The sequence below is a fragment of the Pararobbsia silviterrae genome, from assembly GCF_003628125.1.
Lineage (GTDB): Bacteria > Pseudomonadota > Gammaproteobacteria > Burkholderiales > Burkholderiaceae > Pararobbsia > Pararobbsia silviterrae.
In genome coordinates, this window is sequence record NZ_RBZU01000002.1 from 162964 (window position 1) to 186039 (window position 23076).

The window sequence follows — 23076 nt, forward strand, 5'->3', positions numbered from 1 at the left end:
CACGCTTGACCGGGTCACGCCTGACCGGGTCGCGCCTGATCGGGTCGCGCCTGATCGGGGCGCGCTTGACCGGCTCACACCTGACCGGCGCGAGCCTGGGTACAGCGCGCCTGGCCATGACGTCTCAGGCCATCGCGCCCCCGGCGACTGCGAACCCGGCCATGGCAAACTCGGCCACGGTGCCTCCGACTACGGTGCCCCCAACCACGGCGAGCATGGCCACGGTGATCTCGGTCATCACGAACCCGGCGCGCCGCCTCGCGTGTTGATCGAGCATGCGCGCGTCGCGCTTGCCGATGCGTGCGCGCAGTCGCTCGGCGTGCGGCGGGGGTTTGCGCGCGCGTATGCGCTCGCGCTCGCGCCGCAACTCGTCTGCCTGACGCCCGATGCGGCGCGCGAGCGTCGTGCCTTCGAAGCCGTCGCGCTCGCGTTGTGCGCCTACACGCCGCAGATCGTGCTCGCCGACGCCTATACGATCGTGCTCGACGTGAGCGCGAGTCTGCGTCTGTTCGGCGGCCTGCGCGCGCTCTGGCGCCGGCTTGCCGCGACGCTCGACGCGAGCGGGCACGCGGCCGCGCTGGCCTGCGCGCCGACGCCCTGGGCCGCATGGCTGTTCGCGCAGGCGCGCGTCGTCGATCGTCGCGGGCGGCGTGTGGTCAAGTTCGCGCGGCTCGCGTCGATGCTCGATGCGTTGCCCGCGCTGCTCCTGCCCGCCGCGGCCGATCATCGCGACGGTCTCGCGCAGATCGGCTGCGACACGCTCGGCGCCGTGCGCCGCCTGCCGCGCGCAGGCGTGACGCGGCGCTTCGGTCCGGGCCTGCTCGATACGCTCGCGCGCACCTATGGCGAAGCCGCCGATCCGCGCACGTATTTCGAGCCGCCGCCCGTCTTCGGCGCGCGGCTCGAACTCATGGCGCGCGTCGAACATGCCGACGCGCTGCTGTTCGCCGTGCGTCGCCTGCTGCTTCAGCTCGTCGGGTGGCTCACGGCGCGGCACGCGGGCGTGAGCCGCTTCACGCTGACGCTCGTGCATGAAACCGCGCGGCGCGGCGATCCGCGCATGTCGACACTGACCGTCGCCTGGTCGGCGCCCGCGCGCGATCTCGATCATCTCGTGCTGATGAGCCGCGAGAAGCTCGACCGGACCGAACTCGCCGCACCGGTCATCGAGCTGCATCTGCATGCCGACGAGATCACCGATTACGCGGCGCCGACCGATACGCTGTTCCCGCTCGACGCCGGTCCCGACGCGGGACGCGAGGCGATGACGCGGCTGCTCGAACGGCTCGTCGCGCGCCTGGGCGCCGACAAGGTCCGCGAGGTCGGCGCGCGAGCCGATCACCGGCCCGAAGCCGCGATCACAGACGCGTCGTACACGATGCGCCGGCCGGCGCGCACGGCGCAGGCGCGCATCGCGCAGGAGGGCGCGATGCCGATACACAGAGGACAAGCGAGCACGAGGCAGGCAAGCACGGGACAAGCGCGCACGGCACAGGCGAGCACGGTGCAGGCGCGCGCGGACAGGGTCGTCTCATCGGCATCGGCATCGGCGCAGCGCGCGGGCGCGTCGTCTCAGGGCAAGCGCCGCCGCCTCAATGGCCGGCTCGACGGACCGCACGATCTCGTGCCGCCGCATGCGCCGGTTGCGCCGCGGCCGGTCTGGCTGCTGCCGGAACCGCTGCGGCTCGCGACCCGCGAAGGGCAGCCGTATTACCGGAGCGCGATGCGGATCGTGTCGGGCCCCGAGTGCATCGAGACGGGCTGGTGGGATGGACCGGGCGCGCGGCGCGATTACTTCGTCGCGAGCGGCGACGATGCGACGCTGTACTGGATCTACCGCGAACGCACGCCGTCCGAGACACACGACGCGGCCTGGTTCCTGCAGGGCATGTTCGGCTGATGCTCGGCTGATCGATCGAAGACCCATGCAGTACGCCGAACTTCATTGCCTGTCGAACTACTCGTTCCTGCGCGGCGCGTCGCATCCGCACGAGCTCGTCGAGCGGGCTGCGCAGCTCGGTTATACGGCGCTCGCGTTGACCGACGAGTGTTCGTTCGCCGGCATCGTCCGCGCGCATCTGGCCGCGCGCGAGCACGGCATCGCGTTGCTGATCGGCAGCGAGCTGCGCCTCGTCGACGCGGCGGGCCGGTCCGCGTGCACGCTCGTCGCGCTCGCGACCAATCGTAACGGCTACGGTAACCTTTCCGAGCTCATCACTTGCGCGCGGACTCGGACCGAGAAAGGGCGCTACTGGCTCGAATGCGGCGATCTGACCGCGCCGCCGGACGCGTACGCGCATCTGGCCGGCTTGCCCGACTGCGTGCTCATGCTCGTGCCGTCGCCCGAGGACAGCGCGGACGATGTGCTCGCGCGTGCGCGCTGGCTCGCGGGCTGGGCGGCCGGCCGGTGCTGGCTCGCGTTCGAGGCGGCGCAGTCGGGCGACGACGCGATGCGCCTGCAGACCCTGCGCACGATCTCGACGCTGAGCGGCGTGCCGCTCGTGGCCGCCGGCGGCGTGCTCATGCATGCGGGCGCGCGCAAGCGGCTGCAGGACACGCTGACCGCGATTCGCTTGAACACGCCGCTCAGCGCATGCGGTTTCGCGCTCGAGGCGAACGCGCAGCGGCATCTGCGCCCGCTCGACCAGCTCGCCGAACTCTATCCGCCCGATCTGCTCGCGGCGACCCAGACGATCGCGGCGTGCTGCCGTTTCTCGCTCGACACGCTTCGCTACGAATACCCCGACGAACTCGTGCCGCCGGGCAAGACGCCCGCCGAGCATCTGCGCGAACTCGTGATGGCGGGCAGCCGGGTTCGCTGGCCCGACGGGCTCACGCCGAAACACATCGAGCAGATCGAGCACGAACTCACGCTCGTCGCGGAGCTCGGCTACGAACCGTATTTCCTGACGGTGCACGAGATCGTCGCGTTTGCGCGCGACCGCAAGATCCTGTGCCAGGGACGCGGCTCGGCCGCGAATTCGGTGATCTGTTTCTGCCTCGGTATCACGGAGATCGACCCGGTGCGCATGTCGATGCTCGTCGAGCGCTTCATCTCGCGCGCGCGCAAGGAGCCGCCCGATATCGACGTCGATTTCGAACATCAACGGCGCGAGGAGGTGATCCAGCACATCTATGAGAAGTACGGCAGACATCGTGCCGCGCTCGCGGCGTCGCTCGCGAGCTACCGGACGCGCAGCGCGTTGCGCGACGTCGGCAAGGCGCTCGGTTTCGATGCGCAGCTCGTCGAGCGCATCGCGCAGGCGCATCAATGGTGGGACGGCACGGCCGCGGTGCCTGAACGGCTTGCCGAAGCGGGTTTCGATCCGGCGTCACCGCTCACGCGCCATCTCGTCGAACTCGTGCAGGCCTTGCGCGGTTTTCCGCGGCATTTGTCGCAGCATGTCGGCGGCTTCGTGATCGCGCGCGACAAGCTCTCGCGTCTGGTGCCGATCGAGAACGCCGCGATGGAAGAGCGCAACGTGATCCAGTGGGACAAGGATGATATCGAGGCGCTCGGATTGCTCAAGATGGATGTGCTCGCGCTCGGCATGCTGTCGGCGATCCGGCGCGCGCTCGAACTCGTCGCCGTGCGGCGCGGTCTGCCCGAATTCAAGCCGCAGGATATTCCGGCCGAAGACCTCGATGTCTATGAAATGTGCTCGCACGCGGACACGATCGGCGTGTTCCAGATCGAATCGCGCGCGCAGCAGGGCATGCTGCCGCGTCTGCGGCCGCAGACCTATTACGACCTCGTCGTCGAAGTCGCGATCGTGCGGCCGGGACCGATCCAGGGCGGCATGGTGCATCCGTATCTGCGTCGCCGACAGGGACTCGAACCCGTCGTCTATCCGAAGGAGGAAGTCAAACCCGCGCTCGAACGCACGCTCGGCGTGCCCGTGTTTCAGGAACAGGTCATGCACCTGTCGATGCTCGCGGCCGGGTTCTCGGCCGAGAAGGCCGATGCGTTGCGCCGCGCGATGGCCGCCTGGAAACGCAAGGGGCATCTCGACCAGTACCAGGACGAACTTCGGCAGGGCATGCTCGACCGCGGCTACGATCCGGCGTTCGCCGAGCGGATCTGCAAGCAGATCGAGGGCTTCGGCGATTACGGCTTTCCCGAGAGTCATGCCGCGAGCTTCGCACTGCTCTGCTATCAGAGCGCGTGGCTCAAGCGGCACGAGCCCGCGGCGTTTCTGATCGCCTTGCTCAACAGTCAGCCGCTGGGTTTCTATTCGCCATCGCAACTCGTCCAGGATGCGCGCCGGCATGGCGTGACGGTGCTGCCGCCCGACGTCACGATGAGCGATTGGGAAGCGCGCTTCGAATATCCGGATGACGAACAGGCACGCGAGCGCGCGCGGCGCGCCGCCTTCGCCGCGACGCGCCACGGTCCCGCGCCGGACTTCGACTGGCGGCCCGCGGCGCCGACGCCGTTTCCGATGCCCATGGCCGACAGGTTGCCGAGGCGCAGCGCGCGCCGTTACTGGCAGCTTGCGCGACGGTTCGGCGCGCACGGTCCCGCGGCGCGGCTCGGACTCAATCTCGTCAAAGGGTTTTCACAGGCGGCGGCCGAACGCATCATGGCCGCGCGGCGCCGCGCGCCGTTCGAGAACGTCGACGATCTCGCGCGGCGTGCGGCCTTGTCGCGGCTCGAACTCGAAGCGCTCGCGGCGGGCGACGCGCTCCAGGCGCTCGCCGGACATCGCCGGCAGGCCTGGTGGGCCGTGACGGCGCAGCAGGGCACGACGAGGCTGCTGCGCGATGCGCCGATCGACGAAGCGCCGCTCATGCTGCCCCGCGCGAAAGAGGGGCGCGAGATCATCGACGACTACGCGAGTCTCGGGCTCACGCTCAAGCGTCATCCGGTCGCGTTGCTGAGGACGCATCTCGCCGCGCTGCGCTTTCGCACGGCCGAGGAATTGACGACTTATCCGAACGGGCGCCTCGCGCGCGCATGCGGCATCGTGACCGTGCGTCAGCGGCCCGATACCGCGAGCGGAACGATCTTCATCTCGATCGAGGACGAGACGGGGTCGGTCAACGTGATCGTCTGGCCGCGGCTCATCGAGCGATATCGCAAGGAGGTGCTCGGCGCGCAACTGCTCGGCGTGTTCGGCACCTGGCAGCGCGAAGGCGAGGTCGTGAATCTCGTCGCGCAGCGGCTTGTCGATCACTCGGCGCTGCTCGGCGAACTCGCGACGCACAGCCGCGATTTTCATTGAAGACGGTGCGTCGTTCGAACGTCGGGGTCTGCGATACCTGTCGAACGCCGAACGCAGGCGTCGAAATCGACCGCGCTAAGCCGACTTCCGAATCCGCAGCTCGTCCAGCACGGCGTCGAGACCTTGCGCGAACGGCGTACGTCGGCCGATACCGAGCGCTTCGAGCGACGCACTGTCGAGATGACAGTCATACGGCCGCGGCGTCGTATCGGCCGGCGTCGACTGCGCGCGGATATGCGCTGGGTCGAGCCCCAGCCGCGCGGCGAGCTCCAAGGCGATCGCGTATTTCGTCATCGCTTCGTTGCCCGACCAGTGATGAATGCCCGTGACGGGCCGGCCCGCGGCGACGCGTTCGAGCAGTTGCCGGATCACGACCGCGACATCGGGCGTAAAGGTCGGATACCGGATCGCCCAATCGTCGACGACGGCCGGACGATCGGCGCGCGCCGCTTCGAGCGCCGGAATGAAGCTCGTCGCCGCCGATTCGCCGACCTGTTCGAGCGGGCCGTACAGCAAGGGCAGACGCAGCACGCACGCGTTGTCGAGCGACGGCGTCAGCGCACGTTCGCCCGCGAGCTTGCCGTGTCCGTACGCATTGAGCGGGTGCGGCGGCGCATCGGGCCGGTAGGGCGCGCGCGAGCCGTCGAACACATAGTCGGTCGAAATCGAGAGCAGCCATGCGCCGTGTTCGCGCGCCGCGTGCGCGATGCGCTCGACCGCGCCGACATTGAGCGCGTGCGCTTGCTCGGGAAATTGTTCGCAGACATCGGGACGCCGTTCGGCGGCCGCGAGCACGACGGCCTGCGGCCGGTAGGCATCGAAGAATGATGCGATCGCCGCCGCGTCGGTCAGATCGAGCGGGACGCGGCCCGGACCCGGCCGCGTATGGGCCGTGCCGGTTACCAAAAATTTCGGATCGCCCGCGAGCGCGTCGGCGACGGCTCGGCCGAGCAATCCCGACGCCCCGATGAGGGCGACCCGCAACGCCGCGCCGCTCATGCCGCGACGGTATAGCCGGCGTCCTCGATCGCGGCGCTCAGCGCGTCGCGCGGCACGGCCGTGTCGACCGAGACGCGCCCCTCGGCGAGATCGACCCGGACCGATGCATGCTCATCGACCGCCCGCACGGCCTTCGTGACCGATGCGACGCAATGCTGGCAGCTCATGCCTTCCACTTTCAGTTCCACCATGTTCCGACTCCTCGAACGCGTGTTTCAACGCAGATGCCCGTATTTTGAACCTTGCCATTGTGGCAAACTCAAGGGCCTTTTTCAGTGTTCGTTGCGGATGCTAAAGGAATCCGGAAGGTTGCCGTAGACATAGAGATGCGGTCTGGATCCGGAATCCGTCGCCCACCCCAGGACTCTCAGGAGAGCGCAGCGACATGACGCGCGTACTACCGCAGCAGGCCGGTCTGTCGTTCGGTCTGCACGACGATGAATTCGTGCTCGGTACGGCGTTCCAGCCGATCGTCGGGCTGATTCATCAACGCGTGGTCGGGTACGAGGCGCTCGTGCGCGGATCGCTGGCGCGCAGCGCGCGCGCCGTCACGCCGTATGAACTCTTCGAATCCGCCGCGCGCGTGGGCGAGCTCGTGCGTCTCGATTCGGCCTGCCAACGGATTCATCTCCAGACGTTCTCGCAGGTGTCGTCGAGGCAGGACTGGCTGTTTCTCAATGTGCGGCCCGAATCGATCGCCGTGCCGAATTTTCCGCAGACGCTGATCGAGCGGATCGCCGCGCACGATCTCGCGCCGCGTCAGATCGTCATCGAATTGCTCGAAACGCCGCACGACCGGCCCGTCGAACTCGAACGATCGATCGCCGAGCTGCGCGCGAGCGGCTTCGTCATCGCGCTCGACGATTTCGGCGCGGGTCATTCGAATCTCGACCGCGTGCTCGATCTCAAACCCGATCTGATCAAGCTCGATCGCCGGCTCACGATCAAGGCGACGCAGGATCGCGCGATCCGGCGCGTGCTGCCGACGATGATCTCGATGCTTCACGAGATCGGCACCCTCGTCGTTGCGGAGGGGATCGAGACGGCGATCGAGGCGTCGATCGCACTCGATTCGGGCGCGGACCTGGCCCAGGGTTTTTTCTTCGGCTTGCCCAGCCCCGAACTCGTGGGTCTCGACCGCGTGTTGCCGCGCCTCGACCTCATGCGCGCCGAAACGACGGCCGAGCATGCGCGCCGCAACGGCATGCGCGAGGCGCGGCTCGAACCGCATCGCGCCGCGCTCGCGCATGCCGCCGAGCTGTTCCTCAAGCGGGCCGTCGAATCGGAGATTGCGGCCGTCATGCTCGCGCATCCCGATGCCGCGCGATGCTACGTCGTCGACGAAGACGGCATGCAGTTCGGCCATGTCTATACGCGCGGCGTGCACGTGGCCCGGTTTCTGCCGCTCGACGACGAGAGCGGCGCGAACTGGGAGAGCCGGCCGTATTTTCGCAAAGCGATGGAATCGGTCGGCGAGGTTGTCTCGACGGTGCCCTATCTGTCGATCAGCGGCAGCTATATGTGCGTGACGATGGCCCTCGCGGTCGAACGCGACGGGCGCCGTTACCTGCTCGGCGTCGACGTCGACTCGGACTGAAGCGCGAAGGCCGATCCCGGCCTTGAAAATGGCCGTTGACCTTCCCATCATTGGAACGTGTACGATCCGTTCATCTCAATGAAATGCCGAGCGGGCGCTGGTCATGAGCCGCACTGAAACCCTGAATGCCTTGCGTGTCGCGGCGATTCCGCACGAAACCGTCGATCTCGTCGTCGAGGGCATGACGTGCGCGTCGTGCGTCGGCCGCGTCGAGCGGGTGTTGCGCAAAACGCCGGGCGTCAGCGCCGCGAGCGTCAATCTCGCGACCGAACGCGCGCGTGTCGAGATGCAGGCCGGCGTACCGGTCGCCGCCTTGCTCGAAGCGATCGGCAAGGCGGGCTACGACGCGCGCGTCGATACGCACGCGCCGCGCGCCGCGAGCGACGACGCGGCCGATGCCGAACGGCGCGAAGGCGTTCACGTGCTGATCGCGGCGATTCTCGCGCTGCCGCTCGCGATTCCGATGGTCGCCGCCGTGTTCGGCGTTCACGCGATGTGGCCTGCATGGCTTCAGTTCGCGCTCGCGACGCCCGTGCAGTTTTGGCTCGGCGCGCGTTTCTATCGCGCGGGGTGGGGCGCCTTGCGCGCGGGCTCGGGCAATATGGATCTGCTCGTCGCGCTCGGCACGTCGGCCGCTTACGGGCTCAGCGTCGTCGAATGGGCGCGCGCCGCCGGCGGGGCGATGCCGGACCTTTACTTCGAGGCGTCCGCGATCGTCATCATGCTCGTGCTGTTCGGCAAGTGGCTCGAGCGGCGCGCGCGCCGCCAGACGGCCGCGGCGATCCGCGCCCTGCAGGCGCTGCGCCCATCTCATGCGCGCGTCGTACGCGATGCGCGCGAAGTCGAGGTCGCACTCGCCGACGTGCGCGTCGGCGATCTCGCGATCGTCCCGCCGGGCCAGCGGATTCCCGTCGACGGCCGCGTCGAATCCGGCGTCGGCACTGTCGACGAATCGATGCTCACGGGCGAGAGCACGCCGGTCGACAAGCACGCGGGCGATCGCGTGACGGGCGGCTCGATCAATGGCGAGGCATTGCTCCATGTGCGGGTCGACGCCGTCGGCGCGCAGACCGCGCTCGAAAAGATCATCCGGCTCGTTGAAGATGCGCAGACCGCGAAGGCGCCGATCCAGCGGCTCGTCGATCGCGTGGCCGCGGTCTTCGTACCGGTCGTCATCGCCGTCGCGGCGCTTACGCTCGCGGGCTGGGTCATGGCCGGCGCGGGGTGGCCCGTCGCGATCATTCGCGCGGTGTCGGTGCTCGTCATCGCGTGTCCGTGCGCGCTCGGTCTCGCGACGCCTGTCGCGATCATGTCGGGCACGGGTGTCGCGGCGCGCTTCGGGATTTTGATCAAGGACGCCGAAGCACTCGAACGCGCGCATCGCGTCAATTGGGTCGGCTTCGACAAGACGGGCACGCTGACCGTGGGCCGGCCGCGCGTCGTCGCCTTCGATCGGAGCGCGAATATTTCGCGCGGCGAATTGCTCTCGCTCGCGGCCGAACTCCAGCGCGGCAGCAGCCACCCGCTCGCGCGCGCCGTGCTCGATGCCGCCGCCGACTATGCGGCCGAACCTAGCGAGACGCCCGCGACGCAAGTCCGTGCGCTCGCCGGACGCGGCATCGCCGCGTCGGTCGGCGAGCGTGCGTTCGTGTTCGGCAACCGCCAGGCGATTCAGGATGCACACGTGCCGCTCGACGACGCGCGCTTCGCCGATGCGCGCGCGCATCGGGCCGAGGGGCGCACGGTCTCGTGGCTCGCCGAGACCGCGCCGCTGCCGCGCGTGCTCGGATGGTTCGCCTTTGCCGATACGATCCGTCCGAGCGCACCCGAGGCGATCGGACGTCTGCACCGGCTCGGCATCCGCTGCGCGATGCTGACGGGCGACAATGCGCCGGCCGCCGCGCGGATTGCCGATGCGCTCGGCATCGATCACGTCGAGGCCGAATTGCTGCCCGCCCACAAGGCCGCGCGCGTCGTCGAGGCGCGCACGAGCGGCGCCGTGACCGCGATGGTCGGCGACGGCATCAACGACGCGCCCGCGCTCGCGGCGGCCGATGTCGGCATCGCGCTTGCCAGCGGAACCGATGTCGCGATGCACGCGGCGGGGATCACGCTGATGCGCGGGGATCTCTCGCGCGTCGCCGATGCGCTCGAGATCTCGCGCCGGACCTATCGGAAGATCCAGCAGAACCTGTTCTGGGCTTTCGTCTACAACGTCGTGGGCATTCCGCTCGCCGTCTTCGGCTTGCTCACGCCGATCGTCGCCGGCGGCGCGATGGCCGCGAGCAGCGTCTGCGTCGTCGTCAACGCGCTCTGGCTCAGGCGCTGGCGGCCCGCACGCGGCGGATAAGGAGTCGCTCATGAATATCGGACAGGCGTCGAAGGCCGTCGGGCTCAGCGCGAAGATGATTCGCTACTACGAAAGCATCGGCCTCGTGCATCCGACGGCGCGGACCGAGGGCGGTTATCGGACCTATCGCGAATCGGATCTTCATCATCTGCGCTTTATTCGACAGGCGCGCCGGCTCGGCTTCGCGGTCGAGGATGTGCGACGGCTGCTCGCGCTCTGGCAGGACCATGCGCGCGCGAGCGCCGAGGTCAAGGCGATCGCGCTCGCGCACGTGTCCGATCTCGATCGCCGGATTGCCGAGATGGTGTCGATGCGCGACGCGCTCGCGCATCTCGCGTCGACCTGTCATGGCGACGCGCGACCGGATTGCCCGATCCTCGAAGGGCTTGCCGAGGTGGTGTCCGAGGCGTCGCCGGCGTCGCGCCGGACACGCGCCGCGTCCCCTGCGCACGCGGCGCCGACGGCGGTGTCCGGCGATGCGTGTCGCGCGTGCGCAACAGATCCGGACGACGTGCGCGCACGCCAAAAATCTGGTGCGCCGCATTCAGATCGAACCCGGGGGAAACGCGCGGATTCGTTACCTCGCCAGGATACCGATTCCGGTCATCAGGAATGATTGTAATTTTTTGTTTATAAAGCTTTTTACCTGTCGTTCTTTGCTCTTTCAAACGACCGATAAGGCGCGCGAAAACATATCATTCCGATCGTCTATGCAAGACATGCGGCGAATTCATCATGCGCCGCACAATTCTCTCTATACTCCGAATCATTGAATTTGATTAGGGATTTCCCTTAGGGGAATCGCCGGAGTTTTCGGGCTCGCTCGAAGGCTCTTCACCGGAGAAAGACCATGTTTGCACCGTTCCTCGTCCTGCTCAACGCCTGGTTCGAAAAGGCTGAACGCAAGCGCCGTGAAGCGCTGCTTGCATCGTCGCGCGACATCTACGATCTCGAAGACCGCATCCGCACCTACGACAAGAACGGCTGGCATTCGCGCTGATCGCGGGCTGACTGTTTGACGGGCCGCCCGCGCGGCCCGTCGATCGATGCGCGGCGGACGGCCGCGCAGGCGCTGCCGCCACGCGGCCTTGTGCCGGTCGTCGATCCGCTGTCTTTGTCTGTCGTGCCGCTCAGACGTCCTGACGTTGCCGCCGCGCATCGATCCATTGCTCGATGACCTTTTGCGGCGGGGCCGGGCGCTTGCCTTGCGGGGGCTCGCTAGGCGCGACCGCGATCTCGAACATGACGCCGTTCGGATCGCAGAAGAACGCATGACGTCCGTCGACATGACGTTCGATCGCGAACTCGACGCCGCACCGATCGAGCTTCGCCACCCACTGATCAAACGCTTCCGCGCTCGGTACGCTGAGTCCGAGGTGCCGGATATCGCGCGGCATGCCGTCCGATTCGGGACGCTCGATCCCGTCGAATTCAAAGAAACTCAAGCGCGTGCCATTGCCGAGCGCATACGAAAAGAGCAGGTAGGGACGCCGCCATTGCGCGCTCACGCCGCTTGACGCGCGCACGAGCGGCAGCCCCATGACCTCGGTGTAGAAGCGATGCGTCGCCGCCGCATCGAAGCTCGGAAAGGCGAGATGGTCGAGGGTCGCGTTAGCCATGTCTGAAAGCGGAGCCGGAATCCGGTGTCGTACCGGACCTCACGCTGCCTTATGCAGCGGCCGACAGGATCGCTGAAGTCGAATAGTGCAGCGAGAGCACAAGTACGCGCGCCGGCGCCGGCATCCGGCGCGCCGCCTGAACGCCCATGCGCGTTCAGCTCGCCGCGGACGCGCAGAGGTTCGCCTCGTGCAACGGCGCGCGCGCGCCGCAGGCCCGGATGATCATGTCGACGACCTGCTCGGTCGTTTCTTCAAAACCTTGCTGGCTCAGCCGACGCGGACCCGAGAGCGCGCGGATCTGCGATTCGAAATCCGCATAGTGCTGCGTCGTCGCCCAGATCATGAACAGCAGCGCCTGCGGATCGATCGGCGCGAGCAGGCCTTGCGCGATCCAGTCGTTGATCACGACGATCCGCGTATCCATCCAGGGCTTCACGCGCTCGACGAGAATGTCGTGCATATGCGTGGCCCCGTGCGTGATCTCGTTGGCCCAGACCTTCGAACCGAGCGGCCGTCGCCGCGACAGCGCCATCTTCGTGCGCACGTAGCCGCCGATCGCGGCGACCGGGTCGTCGCTCGCGTCGAACGTGTTGGCGGCCTTGTGCCAGTCTTCGAAGAGATCTTCGAGCACGCGCCGGTAGAGCAGGATCTTCGTCGGGAAGTAATAGTGAAGATTCGCCTTCGGCAGACCCGCGCGCTCGGCGATCATCGACGTGCTCGCGCCGTCGAATCCCTTCTCGGCGAACACGGCTTCGGCGCACGCGAGCAATTGCGCCTCATTACTTTCCCGGATATGCGCCTTGCGGCGGCGAGGTTTGGCTCCGTGCTTGCCGCCGGTCTCGAGGACCGGCGCGACGACCTCGGTGTCTTCTTCACGCATGGCTTCGATCACGCATCTTCGATGGATTCCGTGGATTCCGCTTAGGCCCCTGACGTCGCGGATGCCGCTTCTACGCTCGCGCGCGGCCGTCCGAACGCACGCCACGCACGAGGGGCGTGAGGGCCATTGTAGACGGTTGTCTGATTTCAATCGCTGCGTCGCGGCCGCTGTGGCAGATCGGCGAATGTCGATCGCGGCGTCGGGGTATACGCCGAATCGATTCGGATGGGCATGGTTCTCGCGTGGAGATTTGCTTAGCACGTGGTTCGATATCGCTTTGAAATTGCTCTCGAAATCGTCTACAACCTGTCCAAGCGGACAGGATAAGAGGCGAACACGAAGCCGCTGCGGAAATGTCTGAACCCGGATGCGTCGAGCGCTGCACCGCACGTGTGCGCGGCGCGCGACGGCAGGGCGCAACGGTTCACGGAATCGCCATTCCGGTGCCGTGGCGCCACGGACCAGGCCGTATCGATGCGATCCGAGTTCGGCCTGTGCCGGGTGCGGATCGGCCGATGCGGTGACGACCCCACTAGGAGATGCGGATGAATGCAGTGACCGAAGCAGCGTTGACAAGCGCGACCCACGTCAACGGCGAGCGGCTCTGGGCGAGCCTCATGGAACTGGCGAAGATCGGCGCGACCGCGAAAGGCGGTGTCTGCCGTCTCGCGTTGACGGATCTCGACAAGCAGGGCCGCGACCTGATCGTCCGATGGGCGCGCGAGGCCGGCTGCACCGTCAACGTCGACAAGATGGGCAATGTGTTCATGCGCCGCAAGGGCCGCAACGACGCGCTGCCGCCCGTCGTGACCGGTTCCCATGCCGATTCGCAGCCGACGGGCGGCCGCTTCGACGGCATCTACGGCGTGCTGGGCGGGCTCGAGGTGATCCGCACGCTCAACGACCTCGACATCGAGACCGAGCATCCGATCGAGACGGTCATCTGGACCAATGAAGAAGGCTCGCGCTTCGCGCCCGCGATGGTCGCATCGGGCGTGTTCGCGGGCGTCTTCACACTCGAATACGGGCTCTCGCGCAAGGACGTCGACGGCAAGACGATGGGCGAAGAACTCGAACGCATCGGCTATGCGGGCGATCTGCCGGTCGGCGGCCGTCCGATCCATGCGGCCTTCGAGCTGCATATCGAACAAGGGCCGATTCTCGAAGCCGAGAACAAGACGATCGGTGTCGTCACCGATGCGCAGGGGCAGCGCTGGTACGAGATCGTGCTCACGGGTCAGGAGTCGCATGCGGGCCCGACGCCGATGAACCGGCGTCGCGACGGGCTGCTCGGCGCATCGCGGATCGTCGATCTCGTCAACCGGATCGGGCTCGCGCACGCGCCGTACGCCTGCGCGACGGTCGGCATGATGCAGGTCTATCCGAACTCGCGCAACGTGATCCCGGGCCGCGTGTTCTTCACGGTCGATTTCCGTCATCCCGACGATGCCGTGCTCAAGCAGATGGATGCCGAACTCCGCGAAGGCGCCGCGAAGATCGTCGCCGACGCGAAGCTCGAGATGGCGATCGAACAGATCTTCTACTACGCGCCGATCGCGTTCGACAAAGCCTGCGTGAATTCGGTCCGCGCGGCGGCCGAGCGCTTCGGCTACTCGTATCGCGACATCGTCTCGGGCGCGGGACACGATGCGTGCTATCTGTCGCAGGTCGCGCCGACGTCGATGGTTTTCGTGCCGTGCATCGACGGGATCAGTCATAACGAGGTCGAGGACGCCAAGCCCGAGTGGATCGAGGCGGGCGCGAACGTGCTGCTGCACGCGATTCTCGAGCGCGCGTCGGAGCGCTAGGCGCGCGTTGCCCGAGTGCGTCTCCGACGCGCTCGGCTACCGGTCACACCCCATATCCAATACGCACGGCCATGACCGTGCGAGAAGTCCTTTACCCACATAGGATGACTATGCGATTCAAGGAAACCGGAGACATCGCGGGCGGCCGTCTGACGGCCGAACAACTGGCGCGGCAATTCGACGACGTCGCGCCGCCGCTCTCGCGAGACGAGGCGCTCGTCGCGGCGAACCGCTGCTACTTCTGCTACGACGCGCCGTGCATCAACGCGTGTCCGACGGGGATCGACATTCCGTCGTTCATCCGCAAGATCCAGACAGACAACCTCAAGGGCGCCGCGACGACGATCCTCGCGGCGAATCCGCTCGGCGGCATGTGCGCGCGCGTGTGTCCGACCGAGATCCTCTGCGAAGGCGCATGCGTGCGCAATACGCAGGAAAGTCAGCCCGTGCAGATCGGCGCGCTTCAGCGTCATGCGACCGACTGGGTCTATGCGAGCGGCACGTCGCTGTTTCGCCGCGCGCCCGAGACCGGACGCCATATCGCCGTCGTCGGCGGCGGCCCGGCCGGGCTCGCGTGTGCGCACACGCTCGCGCTCGACGGCCATCGCGTGACGATCTACGACGCGCGCGGCAAGGCCGGCGGTCTCAATGAATACGGCATCGCCGCGTACAAGACCGTCGACGATTTCGCGCAGCGCGAGATCGCCTGGCTGCTCTCGGTCGGCGGCATCGATCTCAAATGCGGCGTCGCGCTCGGCAAGGACGTCTCGCTCGAACAGCTTCGTCAGGACTATCACGCCGTGTTTCTCGCGATCGGACTCGGCGGCGTCAATGCGCTCGGCGTCGACGGCGAAGGACTCGCGGGCGTGCGGTCCGCCGTCGATTTCATCGAGACGCTGCGGCAGACGCGCGATCTTTCGACGCTGCCCGTGGGCCGGCGCGTCGTCGTGATCGGCGGCGGAAACACGGCGGTCGATGCGGCCGTGCAGTCGCGCAAGCTCGGCGCGCAGAGCGTGTCGATGGTCTACCGGCGCGGGCTCGAATCGATGAGCGCGACGTGGGCCGAGCGCGAGTTCGCGCAAAAGAACGGCGTCACGATCGTCGACCATGCGCGCCCGGTGCGTGTGCTCGCCGACGGCGGCGTGGTGACCGGTGTCGTGTTCGAGCAGACCGTCGTCGAGGACGGTGCGCTCAAGGGCACGGGCGATACGTTCACGGTGGCGGCCGACACGGTGCTCACGGCGATCGGGCAGACGCTCGTGCCGTTTGGCGCGGGCTTCGAGTTGCTCGCGCGATCCGGCGCGAAGATCGAAGTCGACGCGCACGGCGCGACCTCGTTGCGCGGCGTATGGGCCGGCGGCGATTGCGCGCAGACGGGTCTCGACCTGACCGTGCAGGCCGTCGAGGACGGCAAGCGCGCGGCGGCCGCGATCGACCGCGCGTTGAACGCCGCCTTGCCTCGCGCCGCTTGAGTGCGGACCTGAGCCACGCACAGGCCGCGCACGCTGGACACCTATTCGACGAACACGACGGCCGCGCGCGTCCTCGACGCACCCCGGCCGCACACCCCGCATCGCAAAGGACTCGCCATGGCAGACCTGACTTGCACGATCGCCGGCATTCGTTCTCCGAACCCGTTCTGGCTCGCCTCCGCGCCGCCGACGGACAAAGCCTATAACGTGAACCGCGCATTCGAGGCGGGTTGGGGCGGCGTCGTCTGGAAGACGCTCGGTCTCGACCCGCACGTCGTCAACGTGAGCTCGCGCTACGGCGCGACGACGTGGAACGGCCAGCGCATGGCCGGCTTCAACAATATCGAGCTCATCACCGATCGGCCGCTTGCCGTCAATCTCGCGGAGATTCGCCAGATCAAGCGCGACTGGCCCGATCGGGCGATGATCGTGTCCCTCATGGTGCCGTGCAACGAAGCGGACTGGAAGTCGATCCTGCCGATGGTCGAGGACGCGGGCGCGGACGCCGTCGAGTTGAATTTCGGCTGCCCGCACGGCATGTCCGAGCGCGGCATGGGTTCGGCGGTCGGGCAGGTCCCCGAATACATTGAAATGGTCACGCGCTGGGTCAAGGAGGGCAGTCGTCTGCCGTGCCTCGTCAAGCTCACGCCGAATATCACCGACATCCGGCTCGGCTCGCGCGCGGCGTATCGCGGCGGCGCGGACGGCGTGTCGCTGATCAACACGATCAATTCGATCGTGACGGTCGATCTCGATCTGATGGCGCCGACGCCGGTCGTCGACGGCAAGGGCGCGCACGGCGGCTATTGCGGTCCCGCGGTCAAACCCATCGCGCTGCACATGGTCTCCGAAATCGCGCGCGACGCGCAGACGCCCGGGCTGCCGATTTCGGGCATCGGCGGCATCGGGACATGGCGCGATGCGGCAGAGTTCATCGCGCTGGGATCGGGCAGCGTCCAGGTCTGCACGGCCGCGATGCACTACGGCTTCCGGATCGTCGAGGACATGGCCGACGGACTGTCGAACTGGATGGATTCGAAGGGCTATGCGACGCTCGACGATTTCCGCGGGCGCGCCGTAGCGAACACCACCGATTGGCAATATCTGAATCTTAAGTACGATATCAAGGCGCGTATCGACCAGGACCGCTGCATCCAATGCGGGCTCTGTCATATCGCATGCGAAGACACATCGCATCAGGCCATCACGAGCAGCAAGGATGGTCAGCGTCATTTCGAAGTCGTCGACGCGGATTGCGTCGGCTGCAATCTATGCCTCCATGTGTGTCCCGTCGACGGATGCATCACGATGGAGCGCGTCGATACGGGCGGCTATGCAAACTGGACCGAACACCCGAACAATCCGATGCGCGTCAACGCATCGGACGACGCGAAGGCGGCATGACGCATGGGCGCGAAATCGGCATGACGCAGCAAGCAGCACCGAGGGCAACGCAAGGGCAGCACCGGACGTGATTCCAGAACAACAATTCGACCCAACACTTGACGGAGCACACTCATGACGCAAAACGACAGGCAGTCGGCCGGTCTGGCGACAGCCAGCGAGCTGTACAACGACGACCTCGCGCCGACCGGCCCGGAGCAGCGGACATGGCGCTGGTATCACTTCTCGGCGCTATGGGTCGGAATGGTGATGTGCATTCCGTCCTATATGCTGGCGGCCGGCCTCACGGAGCAAGGCATGTCGCCGTGGCAGGCGGTCGGCACGGTGCTGCTCGGCAATGCGATCGTGTTGATCCCGATGCTGCTGATCGGTCATGCGGGTGCGAAGCACGGTATTCCGTATGCGGTGCTCGTGCGCAGTTCGTTCGGCACGCAGGGCGCGAAGCTGCCCGCGTTGCTGCGCGCGATCGTCGCGTGCGGCTGGTACGGGATTCAGACGTGGCTCGGCGGCAGCGCGATCTACGTGCTCGCGAACATCCTGTTCGGCAACGTGCTGCAGGGCTCGCCGCTGCCGGTCATCGGGATCTCGGCCGGGCAGGCCGTCTGCTTCCTGATCTTCTGGGCGATCCAGCTCTACTTCATCGTGCACGGCACGGATTCGATCCGTCGACTCGAAAGCTGGTCCGCGCCGATCAAGGTCGTCATGTGTATCGCGCTCGTCTGGTGGGCCTGCGCGCAGGCGGGCGGCATCGGCACGATGCTCTCGATGCCGTCGCAGTTCGCCGAGGGCGGCAAGAAAGCCGGCCTGTTCTGGGTCACGTTCTGGCCGAGTCTCACGGCGATGGTCGGTTTCTGGGCCACGCTCGCGCTCAATATTCCCGATTTCACGCGCTTCGCGAAGACCCAGCATGACCAGATCGTCGGGCAGACGATCGGCCTGCCGATCCCGATGGCGCTGCTTTCGGTCGTCTCCGTCATCGTCACGTCGGCCACGGTCGTCATCTACGGCAAGGCGATCTGGGACCCCGTCGATCTGACGAGCCGCATGACGGGCGTCGGCGTCGGCATCGCTCTCGTAATCCTTACGCTCGACACGATGTGCTGCAACCTCGCGGCGAATCTCGTCGGACCCGCCTACGATTTCTCGAGCCTCTGGCCGAAGGGCATTTCGTACAAGGCGGGCGGCCTGATCACGGCGTTCATCGCGATCGTCATGATGCCGTGGAAGATTCTCGCGTCGACGCAGGGCTACATCTTCACGTGGCTCGTCGGCTACTCGGCCTTGCTCGGCCCGATCGCGGGCATCATGGTCGTCGACTATTTCCTGATCCGCAAAACCGAGCTCAGTCATCGCGAGCTGTTCGACGAGAACGGCATCTACTCGTACGAGAAGGGCTGGAATCTCGCCGCGATCATCGCGCTCGTGCTCGGCGTGCTGCCGAATGTGCCGGGCTTTCTGAACACGGCGTTTCCCGATGCGTTCCCGGGCGTGTCGGATGCGTTCAAGAGCATCTATACGTATGCGTGGTTTATCGGGCTCGTCATCGCCGCGGTCGTCTACGGCGTGCTGATGAAGATGCGCAAGAGCCCGCGTCCGACGATCGCGAATGCGTGATGGAAGCGTGATCGAAGCGTGATGGATGCCTGAGCGGTGTGCGTCGATGTCGCGTCGCGGTGTGTCGACGCGCGATGCGCGACCGGATGTGAAGCATCGATGGTGACGTTGGCAGGGGTCGGGCCGCACACAGGCGCGGTCCGGCCCGACGAGTCGGTTGACGTGTTCGAGTCGGCCCGCGGGGGCCGGCCCACTGAGGTGAGTGATCGGGAGGCGAAGCAATGGCATTGCTGATTCGAGGGGGTACGGTCGTCGACGCGAACCAGACGTATCGCGCCGACGTGTTATGCGAGAACGGCGTGATCGTCGCGATCGGCGAAGGGCTCGACGCGCCGTCGGGCGCCGAGGTCGTCGACGCGGGCGGGCAGTATGTGATGCCCGGCGGCATCGATCCGCACACGCATATGGAGCTGCCCTTCATGGGCACCGTCGCGAGCGAGGATTTCTTCACGGGGACCGCGGCCGGACTCGCGGGCGGCACGACGAGCATCATCGACTTCGTGATCCCGAATCCGAAGCAGCCGCTCATGGAGGCGTTCAACGACTGGCGCGGCTGGTCCGAGAAAGCCGCCGCGGACTACGGATTCCACGTCGCGGTCACGTGGTGGGACGAGTCGGTCTATCGCGACATGGGGACGCTCGTGCACGAGCACGGCGTGTCGAGCTTCAAGCACTTCATGGCCTACAAGAACGCGATCATGGCCGACGACGAGATTCTCGTGAACAGCTTCTCGCGCGCGCTCGAACTCGGCGCATTGCCGACCGTGCATGCCGAGAACGGCGAGCTCGTGTTCCGGCTCCAGCGCAAGCTCATCGCGAAGGGCATGACGGGGCCCGAATTCCATCCGCTCTCGCGTCCGCCCGAGGTCGAAGGCGAAGCGGCCAACCGCGCGATCCGGATCGCGCAGGTGCTCGGCGTGCCCGTCTACGTCGTGCACGTGTCGGCCAAGGATGCGCTCGATGCGATCGCGCGCGCGCGCAGCGAAGGGCAACGCGTGTTCGGCGAAGTGCTCGCGGGCCATCTCGTCATCGACGACTCGGTCTATCGCGACAAGGACTGGGACCGCGCGGCCGCGCACGTCATGAGTCCGCCGTTCCGCCCCAAGCATCATCAGGATGCGCTCTGGGCCGGGCTCGCCGCGGGGCATCTGCAGACGACCGCGACGGACCACTGCTGTTTCTGCGCGTCGCAGAAAGCGATGGGTCGCGACGACTTCACGAAGATTCCGAACGGCACGGGCGGCGTCGAGGACCGGATGTCGGTCATCTGGCATCACGGCGTCAATACGGGACGACTCACGCCGAACGAGTTCGTGAAGGTCACGTCGACGAATGCCGCGCAGATCTTCAATCTGTACCCGCGCAAGGGCGCCGTCGCGGTCGGGTCGGACGCCGATCTCGTCGTATGGGACCCGCAGGCCACGCGCACGATCTCGGTCAAGACGCATCATCAGAACGTCGATGCGAACATCTTCGAGGGCATGACGGTCCGGGGCGTGGCCGCGCATACGGTGTCGCAGGGCAAGCTCGTCTGGACCGACGGCGATCTGCGTGCCGAGCGCGGCGCGGGACGATACCTCAAACGCCCGCCGAATCCGGCATACTTCGAGGCAACCCGGTTGCTCAATCAGTCGAAGGAACCGGTGGCTGTCGATCGGCCGCGCGCGAGCGTCGCGACGGCAGCCTAGGGGGTGCCGATCGATCGCGCGAGGGTCGCCGCGGCAGCCTGGGGCTGTCGATCGACCCGAGCGCGCGTCGCCGATCCGGCCCCGGAAAACAAGACTGGGGCTTTCGGGGCAGCAATCATGGACGCTCGTCCAGAATATCGGGGCATGCGTGCGGCGCGCGTGTTCGTGTCAATGATCGGCGTCGTGGGTGGCGTGGCGCTTGCGCCCGGCGTCGCATCGGCGCAGGGCGCCGTCGTCATCGACAGTACGGGACGCGTGTCGGGCACCCGGCCCGATACCGTCTATGACAGCGAGAACGGCGTGTCCGGGAGCGCGCCCGCGACCACCTACGAAACCGCGCCGTTCCCGAACGACCGCGTCGGCGGCGATCCGGCCAAGCGCGACAAGATCATCACGCTCAAGCCGCCTCCCAAGGCCAAGGGCGCGCCGGCGCCCGCCACGCCGGCCACCCCTGCGCGGCCCGCCGGCGACGACGGCTCGCAGAACGCGGGCAATCTGCCATTCGTTCCCTATATCAACGTGACGCCGGGCGGACGCTATGGCGGTGGCCAGACGGGCGGTCGGAGCGGCGCGTATGGGGCCGCGGGCAGCACCGGGAATCGTACCGGCAGTACGGGCAGCCGATATGGCGGCACGGGCAGCTATGGCGGCACGACGAGCGGTCATGGCAGCGCGAGCAACGGCACGAGCACCAACGGCACGAGCACCAACGGCACAAGCACCAACGGCACAAGCACCAACGGCAGTAGCGGTGCCAACGGCGGCAACAGCAACAGCGGCGGCACCCGTGCCAACGGCAGTAGCAGCAACGGAAGCCGATACGGCAATACAAGCGCGAGCGGGACGAGCGGCGGTACCGGTTCCGGTAGCGCGTCGGGATCGACGCAGAGCGCCGGCGGTGCGAATCGGTCGTCGGCGCAGAGCGGAGGATCCAGCCAACAAAGCAGCGCCAGCCAGCAAAGCGGCACAAGCAGCTCGGGGCGGCAGAGCGGCACGGGAAGTTCGGCGCAGCAAAGCAGCTCGGGGAGTTCGGCTCAGACGAGCGGCACGAATGGATCGGCGCAACAGAGCAACGCGAGCGGCGTGAGTCAGCAGAGCGGCGCCGGCGGTTCCGCGGCCGGGGCATCGCAATATGGCGCATCGGCCCAGGCACCTGCGGCAGGCGCCGCGGCCTCGTCGGCTTCGTCGGCCGCGGCCGCCAATGCGGCGTCGCAAGTCGCGCCCGGTCGTGGCGCGGGCGGTCCGATTCGCGGCCTCACGCCGTCGGGACCGACCGTCTGACGGCAGCGTTCCGCTCGTCACGACGCCGACACTGACTGCGCGCGGGACAGACATCCACATGGGCCTGGCACTGGCCTGGCACCGGTGCCGGCACTTACACGCAGGCCCCGGCCCGACCCGATCCCGACCCGATCCCGACCCGATCCCGACCCGTTACGGCCGCGCCGTCGTCGCGACCGTCGTCCCGAAGGACGGCCGATCGCGTATCAGCTCAGTTTCGATTCGAGCTTGAAGGTCGCGCCCGCGTCGAGGCCGAGATGGCGCACGAGATACGGCATCGTGTCCTTGAGCAGCGGTTCGAGCGTATAGGGCGGATTGATCACGAACATGCCGCTGCCGTGCAGGCCGTAGCCGTCGGCGGACGGCTTGCGCACGGTCAGGCTCGCGTGGAGCCAATTGGTCGGCAGCACACGCTTGAGCTGCTCGGGGAAGCGTTGCGATTCCGGGCGCTGGACCTGCGGATACCAGACAGCATACGTTCCGGTCGCGAAGCGCTGGATCGACGCGTCGAGCGTCTCGATCGTACGCGCGTAGTCCTTCTTGTCTTCGTACGAGGGATCGATGAGCACGAACGCGCGTCGCGGCGCGGGCGGCAGCAGCGCCTTGATGCCCGCGAAACCGTCGCCCGCATAGAGCATCGCGCGCCGTCCGGCGTCGCGGAAGTTCTCGCGCAGCACGTCGATTTCGGTCGGATGGAGCTCGAACAGGCGCAGGCGGTCTTGTTCGCGCATCGCGTTCCAGGCGAGATACGGCGAACCCGGATAGAACCGCAGCGCGCCGTCCGGATTCATGCCGCGAACCTCGTCGACGAAATCCGCGATTGCGGGCGGCAGGTCGGTGCGGTCCCAGAGCGGACCGATGCCCGTATCGAACTCGGCGTTCTTCGTCGCCTGCGCCGAATCGAGCGCGTAGGCGCCCGCGCCCGCATGCGTGTCGATGTACCAGAACGGCTTGTCTTTCTGCGCCATGTACCGGAGCACCTGCACGACGATCAGGTGCTTGAGGACGTCGGCATGATTGCCGGCATGGAACGCGTGGCGGTAACTCAACATGGGCGGAACGATAGCGACGGGAAAGGCCGCTATTGTAGTCGCGCGCCGGCGCGTGGGCGGTGCGCCGCGTTTCGCGCGTCTCGCGTC

The 23076-nt window shown here is 67.1% G+C and carries 17 protein-coding genes and 1 pseudogene; 13 read left to right on the forward strand and 5 right to left on the reverse strand.

Annotation, left to right across the window (positions count from 1 at the left end; all coding sequences use genetic code 11):
- Nucleotides 1-5 precede the first annotated feature (5 nt).
- From D7S86_RS30610 to D7S86_RS06130, 3 genes are read left to right on the forward strand one after another with little or no spacing between them, the layout of a single operon-like run.
- Nucleotides 6-269: a pentapeptide repeat-containing protein gene (locus D7S86_RS30610; protein WP_158601872.1), complete on the forward strand. Its 264-nt coding sequence runs from the start codon at nt 6-8 to the stop codon at nt 267-269.
- A complete protein-coding gene (locus tag D7S86_RS06125) occupies nt 263-1900 on the forward strand; it encodes a Y-family DNA polymerase (RefSeq protein WP_420813207.1) in 1638 nt (545 codons plus the stop codon). The genes D7S86_RS30610 and D7S86_RS06125 overlap by 7 nt, the downstream gene beginning before the upstream one ends.
- Nucleotides 1901-1925: 25 nt before the next feature.
- The gene (locus D7S86_RS06130) at nt 1926-5225 is read left to right on the forward strand and encodes an error-prone DNA polymerase (RefSeq protein WP_121084599.1); all 3300 of its coding nucleotides are present in this window, start codon (nt 1926-1928) and stop codon (nt 5223-5225) included.
- 75 nt (nt 5226-5300) lie between these two features.
- Here D7S86_RS06130 and D7S86_RS06135 read toward each other — a convergent pair whose 3' ends face one another.
- Nucleotides 5301-6209, reverse strand: coding sequence for a dTDP-4-dehydrorhamnose reductase family protein (locus tag D7S86_RS06135; protein ID WP_240648012.1), 909 nt, complete (start codon nt 6207-6209; stop codon nt 5301-5303).
- 11 nt (nt 6210-6220) lie between these two features.
- Entirely contained in the window at nt 6221-6415 is a 195-nt protein-coding gene (locus tag D7S86_RS06140; protein ID WP_121084603.1) for a heavy-metal-associated domain-containing protein, read from the reverse strand.
- Nucleotides 6416-6609: 194 nt separating this feature from the next.
- Here D7S86_RS06140 and D7S86_RS06145 point away from each other — a divergent pair, with 194 nt between their 5' ends.
- From D7S86_RS06145 to D7S86_RS06160, 4 genes and pseudogenes are all read left to right on the forward strand, one after another.
- Nucleotides 6610-7821: an EAL domain-containing protein gene (locus tag D7S86_RS06145; protein ID WP_121084605.1), complete on the forward strand. Its 1212-nt coding sequence runs from the start codon at nt 6610-6612 to the stop codon at nt 7819-7821.
- Nucleotides 7822-7924: 103 nt separating this feature from the next.
- Nucleotides 7925-10171, forward strand: a complete 2247-nt coding sequence (locus D7S86_RS06150) for a heavy metal translocating P-type ATPase (protein WP_121084607.1) — start codon at nt 7925-7927, stop codon at nt 10169-10171.
- A 10-nt stretch (nt 10172-10181) separates the two neighbouring features.
- A pseudogene (gene cueR / locus D7S86_RS30115) lies at nt 10182-10565 on the forward strand (Cu(I)-responsive transcriptional regulator); the annotation flags it as partial.
- Nucleotides 10566-11021: 456 nt separating this feature from the next.
- Nucleotides 11022-11171, forward strand: coding sequence for a DUF3563 family protein (locus D7S86_RS06160; RefSeq protein ID WP_121084611.1), 150 nt, complete (start codon nt 11022-11024; stop codon nt 11169-11171).
- 130 nt (nt 11172-11301) lie between these two features.
- On the opposite strand, the gene D7S86_RS06165 is transcribed toward D7S86_RS06160, so the two are convergent.
- Together D7S86_RS06165 and D7S86_RS06170 are read right to left on the reverse strand one after the other, a co-directional pair.
- Nucleotides 11302-11790 (reverse strand): VOC family protein, encoded by a 489-nt coding sequence (locus tag D7S86_RS06165; protein ID WP_121084612.1) that lies wholly within the window; start codon nt 11788-11790, stop codon nt 11302-11304.
- Between the two features lie 154 nt (nt 11791-11944).
- Nucleotides 11945-12670, reverse strand: a complete 726-nt coding sequence (locus D7S86_RS06170; protein WP_121085240.1) for a TetR/AcrR family transcriptional regulator — start codon at nt 12668-12670, stop codon at nt 11945-11947.
- A gap of 545 nt (nt 12671-13215) precedes the next feature.
- Here D7S86_RS06170 and D7S86_RS06175 point away from each other — a divergent pair.
- The 6 genes from D7S86_RS06175 (at nt 13216) to D7S86_RS29445 (ending at nt 21937) form a co-directional block, all read left to right on the forward strand.
- Nucleotides 13216-14478, forward strand: a complete 1263-nt coding sequence (locus D7S86_RS06175) for a Zn-dependent hydrolase (protein WP_121084614.1) — start codon at nt 13216-13218, stop codon at nt 14476-14478.
- 110 nt (nt 14479-14588) lie between these two features.
- The gene (locus D7S86_RS06180; protein ID WP_121084617.1) at nt 14589-15950 is read left to right on the forward strand and encodes an NAD(P)-dependent oxidoreductase; all 1362 of its coding nucleotides are present in this window, start codon (nt 14589-14591) and stop codon (nt 15948-15950) included.
- A gap of 117 nt (nt 15951-16067) precedes the next feature.
- On the forward strand, nt 16068-17354 hold the full coding sequence (gene preA, locus D7S86_RS06185) for an NAD-dependent dihydropyrimidine dehydrogenase subunit PreA (RefSeq protein WP_121084619.1): 1287 nt from the start codon (nt 16068-16070) through the stop codon (nt 17352-17354).
- A gap of 114 nt (nt 17355-17468) precedes the next feature.
- On the forward strand, nt 17469-18968 hold the full coding sequence (locus tag D7S86_RS06190; RefSeq protein ID WP_121084621.1) for an NCS1 family nucleobase:cation symporter-1: 1500 nt from the start codon (nt 17469-17471) through the stop codon (nt 18966-18968).
- Nucleotides 18969-19189: 221 nt separating this feature from the next.
- Complete coding sequence (gene hydA, locus D7S86_RS06195; RefSeq protein ID WP_121084623.1) at nt 19190-20656, forward strand: dihydropyrimidinase; 1467 nt, start codon at nt 19190-19192, stop codon at nt 20654-20656.
- A 117-nt stretch (nt 20657-20773) separates the two neighbouring features.
- On the forward strand, nt 20774-21937 hold the full coding sequence (locus tag D7S86_RS29445; RefSeq protein ID WP_158601873.1) for a hypothetical protein: 1164 nt from the start codon (nt 20774-20776) through the stop codon (nt 21935-21937).
- 206 nt (nt 21938-22143) lie between these two features.
- On the opposite strand, the gene D7S86_RS06210 is transcribed toward D7S86_RS29445, so the two are convergent.
- The gene (locus tag D7S86_RS06210) at nt 22144-22989 is read right to left on the reverse strand and encodes a 23S rRNA (adenine(2030)-N(6))-methyltransferase RlmJ (protein WP_121084629.1); all 846 of its coding nucleotides are present in this window, start codon (nt 22987-22989) and stop codon (nt 22144-22146) included.
- Nucleotides 22990-23076: the final 87 nt, after the last annotated feature.